The following is a 10,488-nucleotide window of genomic DNA, read 5'->3' on the forward strand; positions in this document are numbered from 1 at the left end:
CGGTGCCGGCCGCTCGGGCGCGCGCGTGCCCGGCGTCGTCGCGGCCGCGGGCGGCGCGTCGAACGCAAGACGCCCGGGCGTGCGCTCGGGCGTCGTATCGAACTCGAGCCGTTTCGGCTCGTCGGACGGATTCGTCATCGCTGCTTCCTGCCCGGCGCGGCGGTGTCCCGCCGGCCGGACTGCCGCCAGTCAGACCGCGCCGCCGTACGCGCGCACGAAGTCGCCCAGGCCGCGGTTGTAGCCGGCGCCGACCGCCTTGAACATGAAGTGGCCGTCGCGGCGATAGAAGCTGCCCACCTGCACCGACGTCTCCATCGAGAAGTCTTCCTCGAGCGCGTACTTCGCGATCACCGCGCCCGACACCTCGTCGGCGATCTGGATGTAGCTGTTGCGCACCTGGCCGAAATTCTGGCGGCGCGCTTCGGCCTGGTCGATCGTCACGACCACCGAGATTTCCTCGATGTCCGCGGCGAGCTTCGTCACGTCGATGAAGATCACCTCGTCGTCGCCGCCGCCGCTGCCCGTGCGGTTGTCGCCGCTATGCACGACACCCAGGCACTTCGACGCGGGCATCCCGCGCTTCGGGAAATCGTCGCCCGGCTGGATGAAGGTTTCCTTGCGCTCCATCGTGCGCACTTCGCTGTTGTAGAACACGAAATGCTGATCCGAGATCAGCTTCGGATTGCTCTGCGCGTCGTACTTGCACAGGAACACCGACACGTCGAGATCGAAATCCGTGCCCGTGTCCGTCGCGTTCGCGTCCCAACCGAGACCGATGCGGAACTTCTGCGTGCCGGGCGCTTCCTTCGACAGGTTGACGCGACCGCCTTTCGACAAATTGATCATCTGAACCTCTTCTGCTGGAACCGCCGTTGCGCCGGCGGCAATGCCGGGCCGCCCTGCGCGGCCCCCTCGTTGATGGTTTTCGTGCGGCGCGCGCTTATTCGCCGGCCACCGCGGTGCGGTCTTCCTTGCGCTGCACGACGATCGACGACCACACGGCCGCGGCGATCATCGCCGCACCGACCAGGCCCGTGATGACCTCGGGCACCTCGAACTTCACGCCGAGGAACATGATCGTTGCGAGCGCACCGATCGCCCAGAACGCACCGTGCTCGAGATAGCGGTACTGCGCGAGCGTGCCCTTCTTCAGCAGCACGAGCGTCATCTCCCGGATATAGGCCGCGCCGACGCCGAGGCCGAGCGCGATCAGGAAGATGTTGTTCGACAGCGCGAATGCGCCGATCACGCCGTCGAAGCTGAACGACGAATCGAGCACCTCGAGATACATGAAACCCGCGACGCCTTCGCGCACCACGCGCGTGCCGGTTTCCTCGCCGCCGATCAGGTCGCCGATGCCGTGCGCGATCACGAAGCTGATCACGCCGAACGCGCCCGCGAGCAGGAAAGCGACCTGTTCCGCCGACGGTACGTAGAACGATGCGACGATCACGATCGCGAGCGTCAGCGCCACTTCCAGCGCGGTGATGCGGCCGAGATGGCGCATCGGGCTTTCGAGGAAGCCGATCCAGTGCTCGTCCTTCTCGGTGTCGAGCATGAACTTGAAGAACACCATCAGCAGGAACGCACCGCCGAACGCCGACACCTGGTGATGCGCGGAAGTCAGGATCGCCGCGTACTTCTCCGGCGACTCGATCGCGAGCGTCAGCGCATCCCACATGCCGATGTGGCCGATCACCGCGACGATCAGCAGCGGGAACACGAGCCGCATGCCGAACACGGCGACCGGCAGGCCGAACACCATGAAGCGGTTGCGCCACTTCTCCGACCAGTTCTTGAGCACGGAGGCGTTGACGACCGCGTTGTCGAGCGACAACGAGATTTCGAGCACGCACAGGACCGCGACGATCAGCATGTCTTTCACGCCGCCGAGGAAATACGCAGCGACCAGTGCGAGCGCCGTGAGCGACAGCGGGATCTTGAAGTCTTTCAACATGATGTGGGGTTTCGAGTTTCGGGAAAAAATGACGTGCGGGCCACGCTTACTTCGCGCGCACCCAGTCGCAGAATTCCTGCGTGATCAACTGTTCGTAGATCTGTTCGTCGCTGATGTCGAGCGATTCGAGATGCAGGAAGCCGACGTTCGGCATCTCTTCCGCGATTTCCGCGAGGAAGCCGAATTCGCTCGGGTCGCCGACGCCGACGAGCGACCAGTACAGCGGGTAGTGCTGCGACTCGGCCAGCAGCTGGCGCACGCGCTTGCGATCGTTCTTCGGGTTCTGCCCGTCGGTGACGAACAGTACCCATGCGGGCAGATGGCCGTTCACCGGCGCGGAGGCCGCCGGTGCCGGCGTCTCGTCCGCGCCGCCGAACAGCCGGCTCAGGAAGCCGCGCTTCTCTTCGCGTTTCGGCGACGGCTGCGGCGCGCGGAAGAAGAAGTCGACGATGTCGTTCATCACCGGCGCGTACTGCGTGCCGCCCCATTTGTCGATCCGCGCTTCGAGCACGTGGTCGGAAATGTACGAACCGTAGTTGTCCGGCGTCGCGGTCGGCAGCCGGTTGTAACCTTCGGTGAAGGTCCACGTGTCGACTTCGCCGTTGTCGTCGAACTTCAGTGCGATGCCGAGGATCCGGTCGTGCGTCTCCTGGATCACGCCCGACTGGTAGAGCGGCTTCGCGGAGCCGGAGATGTCGAGCGCCGCGCCGACGCGCACGACGGGCGGCTTCAGGATCTGGCGTTTTTCGAGGACGATCGCGACCTTCGCCGCGCGTTTCTCAAGCGTAATCATGCGGTGTTCTCTCAGTTCTCTCAGTTGTGCTTCGGAGCGAATCGGGTGATCAGGTCCTGTTCGAGCTGGCGCAGGCGCGGCGCGTCCTGCTCGCGCTGGCGCTTGCCGTCGGCGATGATCTGCGTGATGTCGTCGAATGCGCCGAACAGCTGCTGCTGCGCGTATTCGAACGTGTCGGTCGAGATCACCGGGCGCTGGCCGAGCTTCGCGACTTCCTGCGCGTTCTGGCGGTTCAGGTCGGCCTGTGCGCGGATCGCCTCGTCGGCCGCGTCGTACGTCGCGTTCGCGAGCGCCGCCGCGCGCTTCGTGCTGAGCTGCTCGAGGTAGAGCGCGAACGCATTGGTCCACGCGGGGATCAGCACGGTCTTGATCGTCATGAACTTCGACGTCAGCGTGCGTTTCTGGTCCTGCTCCATGCGGATCTGCGGCGCGAGCTGCTTCGACATCAGCATCGCACGGTCGAGGTCGTCGAGCTTGCTTTCGAGCGCGTCGACCTTGCGCTTCACGTCGAGCAGGCGTTGTGCGGCGAACGCGTCGTCCGCCGGCTGCTGGCCGGCCGCGAGATGCGCACGCAGCGTCGCGAGCGCCGTTTCGCCGTGCGCCTTCGACTGCGCGAGCTCCTGGTGCAGCGCGTAGTTGTCGTTGTACATCCGCTCGAGCTCGTCGATGCCGGCCTTCTGGCGTCGCGCATGGCTCTCGAGCTCGACGACGAGCGTGTCCATCCGCTTGCTCACCGATTCGTATTGCGACAGCAGCTTCTCCTTGGTCGAGCGAAACAGCCGTGTGACCTGCGTGAGCAGCCCGCCCTTGTCGGCACCGCGCGGATCGAGCCCCTTCGCGGTCGCGATCAGTTCGTTGAGCTTGTCACCGAACTGGTCGGCATCCGACGCACGGACGCTCGCGAGAATCTGCTGGGAAAAAGCGGCGATTCGCGTGCCCTGCGTCGCGCCGAGCTGGTCGATCTCGTCAACGGTGATCAGACGGACATTCTCCGCCGGGCGCGCGGCCGGCACGGCGACGGCGGCGGCAGGCACGGCGACGGGTGACGAAGACGGGGTGGAAGGACGATCGCTGACCGCATCGGAGTTCTTGTCATCGAATAGCGGCTTCATGTGGCTACCACGTTTCCTTTTCTGCTTTCTGCTGCGTGTTGTCGTGCGCGCGTGGCGCGCATCCGCGATAACCGCCGTGCTCTCTCACGGGCGGCAGACGGACAATAAATGGCCCGAGCGCCTTGCGTCAAGGGAAGGAATTCTTTCAATTTCCATTCATTTTGTAAGGTGATGAACGGACGTCATGCCCGGGCGCCGCCGCTCCTGCCGCGATGCGGGCTGGCCACGCGAGATTCGGACACGCCGAAACTTACATGTCCGATCAATGCGAAAGAGAAATGAAACCGCCTGTTTGAGCGGGTTTCAGGCGGCGCACTCACGGGGCCAAGGCCCTCGCGGACACCGATCGCGCGTTAGCGATCCCGCACGCGATTCATCCCGAGCCTGGGCAGGATGAACGGCACCGATCGGTCACGAATCGTAAAATCCCATCGTCCGTCGATGTCCACGAACGTCGCGCTGAAATGCCGGTCGTCGGCCCACGCGAGGTCGTCCAGATGGCACGACGCATACATCGCGCCGACCGTGCGCCGCGCGATTTCCGTCAATGGATCCTTCGACACGAGCGTGAACGTGACGGCCTCCTCGAACAGGCAGTCGTAGTCGGTGACGAGCAGATAAGCGGCCGGCGTCTCGAACTGGCGAAGCAGCACGTAACCGGAAACCGTGAGGCCGGAGCGCTCGCCGTTCACGAGCACGGCGGTACGCGACGGCCACGTTTCGTACGGACCGTCGTGCGTTTCGAGCGCGAAGCGTTCGATCGGCTTCATCGCCGGGCCGGTTGGCCGAGATCGTGTGCCGGAAGCATCGTCGCGTCAGTTCGCGGCCTTGCGGTACAACGCGACATATCCCGCGAGAATCAGCAGCAGCGAACCGCTGACGCGGTTCAGCCACTTCTCGCCGGCCGCTTTCCACACGCGCACCGAGTGCACGCCGAGCAGCGCGTAGCCGGTCATCCCGGCGACGTCGATCGCGACGATCGTCGCCGCGAGGATCGCGTACTGCGGCGCGATCGCGTGCGACCGGTCGACGAACTGCGGCAGCAGCGCGGACATGAACAGGTAATACTTCGGGTTGCTCATGGCGACGAAAAAACTCTTCAGGAACGCGGTCCGGCGATCGGGCATCGCCTGATCGACTGCCTGCGCGGCAGCACGACCACCGGACGAGAGCAGCATCCGCACACCGACATAGGCGAGCCACGCGGCACCGGCCAGCTTCAGCGTGACGAACGCCGTTTCCGATGCTTCGAGCAGCATCCCGAGACCGAACCCGACCAGCGCGACCATCACGACATCGGCGGTAACGGCGCCGAGCATGCCGACCAGTGCGTGACGCAATCCGTACCGTGAGCCGTTGCTCATCGCGAGCAACACCGTCGGGCCGGGCGTCGCGACGCCGACGGAGAGGATCAGGGCAAAAGCGAGCAAGGCGGACAGCGACATGGCGTGGCGTTCCTTCTGAAGGGAGCTTGCGAACGGGATGGCGTCGTCGTCTTCGGCCGCGCAGGCCGCTGCCGGCACGCGCGAACAATGGCGACGCATTCGAACGGCTCATGATCGCATGTTCGCCATGAGGTCCGCTCGGCGGTCGCGTGGCGTCGATCCCGGCGTGGGACCGCTACGATCTCGGTGCGCATTGTGCGACGGCGCTGTTCGGCAGGAAGACGACGTTGCGCGCAATCGTACGCAATGTCACGAACAAGTCGTACTGGTCGTCGACGACCGGCGGGTACCTGATACAAGGCGAGCCGCGGTCGGTATGGCTGTCGATGACGACGGATTTCTGACGATCGCCGAAGGGAGTGGCGGGCTGCCGCCAGAGTTTGCTATACTCTCGGTCTTCCGGAGAGATGGATGAGTGGTTTAAGTCGCACGCCTGGAAAGCGTGTATAGGTTAATCGCCTATCGGGGGTTCGAATCCCCCTCTCTCCGCCAGGACGATGTCGAAAACCCCGTAAAGTCAATGACTTACGGGGTTTTTTGTTTTCCGACTCACAAGCCGACCATCAAACGTCGACTCCTCGACTTGCCAAGAGCGTCGCAAGGACTCTTCGGTCATCCGTTGCGCGCGAGACTCGGCGATATGTGGCACTGGTCGAGCCGGTCCGGGGACGTGCGTCCCGATCTTCCGATTGAACTGGGTCTCAGCACAGAGGGGCGGTGTTGTCTGCCACACCTTTTCCATTGCCCTGAGTGATGCCCAATTGTTCGCGATCGAAGAAGTGCGGACAGGCGGAAACATCGAGCCGAGGTTGAATCCCGTAGCAGCGGGATTCTCTGCTCAATACGGTCAGCTAGTCATCCCGGACAATTCCTTGTGCGGTGAACCTTAGCGACTGGCGCGAAACTTGAAAGAGCTCGGGCACGGCGATGTAATCGTGCTCGGCGTTCACCGTTCCATTTGGGAGGAGGCGGTCCCGCTACGCTCAGCAATCGAGTTTCTCCACCAGGCCAATCCAATAGGCATCTGTTAAACAGCGCCGTCCGTCATAGACGAATCACCGCCTTTGCGTGCGACATACCGGCCGTCGAATCGAATTGACGTAGAACCAGTTTCGACTTTGATCCGTGGCCGGGCGTCGTCTCCGATACGAATTAAATTCATCACGTCAGGCTACTATTTCCCGAGAAGAGTCCTTAGATAATCAATCCGCTGTTTTGTTATCGTGGCAAGGCAATCTTTTGTGATCAGACCGGAGCCGGCGCCTTGGGATTGCGACGCCTCGGCTGCAATATAACCGTTGCACTGCTTGTCCCGGTAATTGAGCCAAGCCTTCTGAGATTGCTCAAATTCATTCTTGTACTGTGTGGCAGAGTAAAGTTTTTGATAAATCAAATTGAGTTCTTTTTTTGATTTATCCAGGGCTTGGTTGGTACAAGACAAGTCGCCGTATACGTTCCCGCTATTGGCACACGCGTCAGCGAAAGAGGTTATGGGTAAAATTAAAAACACAAGCGGGATGATTTTTTTCATGGCTTCATTAAAAATGATTGATTGCATGATTCAAGAATTATTGTAAAAGGTCGCGCCAAAAAGTCCGAGAAATATTTGCCGACTTGACGCAAGCTGACGCTGAGTCTGGAAGATCGTGCGGAAGTTTCTCGGTCAACTCGTTGCCGCTGGCGTGAACCCTGATCTGCTCCAGGAATCCCGGACACAAACGAGTGTTAGTGCGTCGGCGGCAATTTCCCCGTCAGGAACGGGAGGTTGGCGATGAAACGCAAGCCATGCTCGACGGAGCAGATCGTGGCCGCGCTCACGCTGACCGTAGCCGGCACGCCCGCTCGTCCGGTCCGCTGCGTCGTCTGGACCGAGCACCCATCGCACATCGAACCCCGAACACCGCTCGCTAAAGATGTGTATTCTTCTGACGATATCCGAGGTTTCAGCTCCGCGAGTCAGATCCATGCGATTCAGTCCAGGGTTCGCCATGACGATTGTCGCTTCGACGATGCTGTCAGCTTGCGCAACGGCATTTTCGCCGCCGTCGATCACCACCACCGTCGCGGTGACCTCTCCCCCGCCGGTCGACAAGGCGCTGCGCGACGGCGGATCGTCTACCGACCTGTCGGTCATCGGTCAGCCTGCATCCCCGTTTCGCACGCTGCTTTCCGTTCGTGAGTGCGCTGCCGGCAAATGCGCGGCGGGAATCGCCATGCCGACGCTTGCGGTCACGGTTCAACGCGTGTCCGAGGGACAGGCGGCGATACGCTTCTCGGTCAGTGGAGAGATCGGCAGCAGCCAGACGCTGAAATCACAAACCGGGAACGCCGCGTCGGAAGTAACGATGTCGATCCCGTCGAGCGCGACACCGATCAACGATCGCTTTGCCGTCGACCGGGTCGCGACGATCAAGGTCGGCGAGTTTCGCCACGTGGCATTGCCGCACGGCATCCGTGCGTACGTGTGCGTCGCGATACCGAACGCCAAGGGGATGACGGACGGAAGCTGCGATTTCAGCCGGGTGCAGACGACCAAGGGCGCCGAGCTCGGCATTTCCGCGCTCTGACCCGCCCGTCACGGCGCCGGTACTGGCTGCCCCGGCACGCGAGCATGCCGAACGACACCCGCGTCACGGATGCCGGATGTAATCCACCAGCGCCCGCGTATAGTCATCCGGCTTTCGATCGAACAGACTCACGATGATCGCCACCGCGAACCCCGCCGGCACCCCGAATACTCCCGAACTGATCGACTCGATCCCGAACCACGTGCGCCCCGCGAATCCCGTCAGCTGTGTGAAGTACGGATAGGTCGACACGATGTAGTACACGCACACCGCGAGCCCGGTCACCATCCCGGCGATCGCACCGCGCGTCGTCGTGCGCTTCCAGAACACGCCGAGCACCAGCACCGGAAAGAAGCTCGAGGCCGCCAGCGAGAACGCGGCGCCGACGAGAAACAGGATCTTCCCCGTATTGAGCGACGCGACATACGACGCGAACAGCGCGACGCCGAGCAGCAGCACCTTCGAGATCGTCACGCGCCGCTGGCTCGATGCGTCGGGCGCGACCATGCAGTAGTAGACGTCGTGCGACAGCGCGTTCGCGATCGTCAGCAGCAGCCCGTCCGCGGTCGACAGCGCCGCCGCAAGCGCACCGGCCGCGATCAGTCCCGACACGACGTAAGGCAGCCCGGCAATCTCCGGCGCGGCCAGTACGACCATGTCCGGCTGCATCTGGATTTCCGACCAGTGCACGATGCCACCGCGAATCACCTCGACGACGCTGATCAGGTCGGGTTCGAAGTGATGCCACTGCGTGACCCACGCCGGCAATTCGGCGAACGGCCGCCCGACGAGGTTCGCGAGGATCTCGTACTTGATCAGCACCGCGAGCACCGGCACGCTGAGGTAGAACAGCGCGATGAAGAACAGGGTCCACCCGACCGAGCGCCGCGCCGACGCGACCGACGTGGTCGTGTTGTAACGCGTCAGGATGTGCGGCAGGCTCGCGGTGCCGAGCGACAGGCACAGCAGCAGCGCGAGGAAATTCCGCTCGCGCGGCTTGCGCTCGTCATCGCTCGCGGCGGGAAACGGTTCGTGCATCGGCACGGGCGGCTCGGCACGGGCCAGCAGGTCGTCACGCGCCTGCGTCCACGCGACCCGCGCCGCCGCCGGATCGCGCGGAAAGTCCGCCAGCTCGCGCTCGCGCTGGCTGATCTCGCGCAGCGGCCCGTTGTGGCGCCGCAGGTCGGCCAGCTGGTCGGCGAGATGCCGGCGTGCATCCGCATACGACGAAGGCAGCCGGTCGAGCCGCGTCTGGATGTCCGCGGCTTGTCGTCGATACGCGTCGCGCACCTGCTGTTCGTCGGACGCATCGCGCACCTGCGCCTCGCGGGCCGCGACGCGCTCCATCAGCTTGCCGTAGCTGAACTGCGGCACCGGGCCGAGCCCGTTCTTCATCGCGATCAGCGACACCGGAATCAGGATCGCGCTGATCAGGATGATGTACTGCGCGACCTGCGTCCAGGTGACCGCGCGCATTCCGCCGAGAAACGAGCACACGAGAATGCCCGCGAGCCCGCAGAAGATCCCGATCGCGAAATCGACGCCGATGAAGCGCGTCGCGATCAGGCCGATCCCCTGGATCTGCGCGACCAGGTACACGAACGAACACAGGATCGCCGCGCCGGCCGCGAGCGCACGCACGGCCGTGCTCGAAAAGCGCGTACCGAGAAAATCGGGAATCGTGTAGCGCGCGAGCTTGCGCACATACGGCGCAAGCAGGAACGCGACGAGGCAGAACCCGCCCGTCCAGCCCATCACGTACGCGAGCGCATCGTAGCCGGTCGTATAGAGCGAGCCGGCCAGGCCGATGAACGACGCGGCCGACAGCCAGTCGGCCGCCGTCGCCATCCCGTTGAAGGCGGACGGCACGCGCCGCCCGGCCACGTAGTATTCGACGAGATCGGACGTGCGCGACAGCAGCCCGATCACCGCGTACACCGCGATCGGCACGAACAGGAACACGTAGCCGATCCAGACGCCGGAGCCGGTGGCGCGCTCGATCCGCCACATCAGCAGCACGAACCCGAGAAACCCCAGCGTGTAGAGCGCATACGCGCGGATCAGTCGATGCGTCAGCATGAATCAGCGCCCGCCGTTCGGATGGCCGGTACGTGCCGCATGATCGTCGTACGCGCGGCGCAGCGTGCGGTCGGCGCGTTGCATCAGCCCGATGTACGCGACGATCAGCACGAGATACACGAGAATCGCGCCCTGCGCACCGACGTAGAACGGCAGGCTGAACCCGGCGAAGCGCACGCTCGCGAGCGCGGGCCCGAAGAACGGCACGATGAACGACACGGCGAAACCGATCGCCATCAGCACCGCGATCAGCGCGACGTTGAAGCGCCAGTAGCGTGCATGGGCACGCGCGAGCGGCTCGGGAACGGGCGGTGGCGCGGCAGGCGCGGATCGGGTCGGAACGGTCATGCCGTTATGTAACAAAAAGCCCCTGCGCGGGCAATCGGGATTGCCGCGCAGGGGCTCGTGCGCGTGATGCGCAACCGGTACGGTCAGCGCACTTCGGCGAGCTGCTCGAGGATGGCCGGGTTCTCGAGCGTGGACGTGTCCTGCGTGATCGCTTCGCCCTTGGCAAGCGAACGCAGCAGGCGCCGCA

At 63.7% G+C, this 10,488-nt stretch carries 10 protein-coding genes, 1 tRNA gene and 1 pseudogene; 3 read left to right on the forward strand and 9 right to left on the reverse strand.

Annotated elements, in window-relative coordinates:
* Positions 1 to 189 precede the first annotated feature (189 nt).
* The 6 genes from L810_RS38785 to L810_RS38810 form a co-directional block, all read right to left on the reverse strand.
* Positions 190 to 846 (reverse strand): TerD family protein, encoded by a 657-nt coding sequence (locus L810_RS38785; protein WP_021163605.1) that lies wholly within the window; start codon positions 844 to 846, stop codon positions 190 to 192.
* Positions 847 to 940: 94 nt separating this feature from the next.
* The gene (locus L810_RS38790) at positions 941 to 1,957 is read right to left on the reverse strand and encodes a DUF475 domain-containing protein (RefSeq protein WP_021163606.1); all 1,017 of its coding nucleotides are present in this window, start codon (positions 1,955 to 1,957) and stop codon (positions 941 to 943) included.
* Positions 1,958 to 2,003: 46 nt separating this feature from the next.
* Positions 2,004 to 2,750 carry a VWA domain-containing protein gene (locus tag L810_RS38795; protein ID WP_021163607.1) on the reverse strand — a complete coding sequence of 249 codons (747 nt, stop codon included), beginning with the start codon at positions 2,748 to 2,750 and terminating at the stop codon, positions 2,004 to 2,006.
* A gap of 20 nt (positions 2,751 to 2,770) precedes the next feature.
* A complete protein-coding gene (locus tag L810_RS38800; RefSeq protein WP_021163608.1) occupies positions 2,771 to 3,862 on the reverse strand; it encodes a toxic anion resistance protein in 1,092 nt (363 codons plus the stop codon).
* A gap of 353 nt (positions 3,863 to 4,215) precedes the next feature.
* Positions 4,216 to 4,632: a hypothetical protein gene (locus tag L810_RS38805; protein ID WP_021163609.1), complete on the reverse strand. Its 417-nt coding sequence runs from the start codon at positions 4,630 to 4,632 to the stop codon at positions 4,216 to 4,218.
* Between the two features lie 45 nt (positions 4,633 to 4,677).
* A complete protein-coding gene (locus L810_RS38810) occupies positions 4,678 to 5,307 on the reverse strand; it encodes a LysE family translocator (protein WP_021163610.1) in 630 nt (209 codons plus the stop codon).
* 155 nt (positions 5,308 to 5,462) lie between these two features.
* Between L810_RS38810 and L810_RS38815 the strand changes: the two are divergent.
* Positions 5,463 to 5,651: pseudogene (locus L810_RS38815) on the forward strand (hypothetical protein); the annotation flags it as partial.
* Positions 5,652 to 5,708: 57 nt separating this feature from the next.
* Positions 5,709 to 5,799, forward strand: a tRNA-Ser gene (locus L810_RS38820).
* 682 nt (positions 5,800 to 6,481) lie between these two features.
* On the opposite strand, the gene L810_RS46515 is transcribed toward L810_RS38820, so the two are convergent.
* Positions 6,482 to 6,865, reverse strand: coding sequence for a lysozyme inhibitor LprI family protein (locus tag L810_RS46515; RefSeq protein WP_230963194.1), 384 nt, complete (start codon positions 6,863 to 6,865; stop codon positions 6,482 to 6,484).
* Positions 6,866 to 7,220: 355 nt separating this feature from the next.
* Between L810_RS46515 and L810_RS38825 the strand changes: the two genes are divergently transcribed.
* Complete coding sequence (locus L810_RS38825; protein ID WP_244321885.1) at positions 7,221 to 7,874, forward strand: hypothetical protein; 654 nt, start codon at positions 7,221 to 7,223, stop codon at positions 7,872 to 7,874.
* Between the two features lie 63 nt (positions 7,875 to 7,937).
* On the opposite strand, the gene L810_RS38830 is transcribed toward L810_RS38825, so the two are convergent.
* Positions 7,938 to 9,953, reverse strand: coding sequence for a sodium:solute symporter family protein (locus L810_RS38830; protein WP_021163614.1), 2,016 nt, complete (start codon positions 9,951 to 9,953; stop codon positions 7,938 to 7,940).
* 3 nt (positions 9,954 to 9,956) lie between these two features.
* Positions 9,957 to 10,301: a DUF4212 domain-containing protein gene (locus L810_RS38835; RefSeq protein ID WP_021163615.1), complete on the reverse strand. Its 345-nt coding sequence runs from the start codon at positions 10,299 to 10,301 to the stop codon at positions 9,957 to 9,959.
* Positions 10,302 to 10,488 lie beyond the last annotated feature (187 nt).

This window comes from Burkholderia sp. AU4i (assembly GCF_000466765.1).
Lineage (GTDB): Bacteria > Pseudomonadota > Gammaproteobacteria > Burkholderiales > Burkholderiaceae > Burkholderia > Burkholderia cepacia.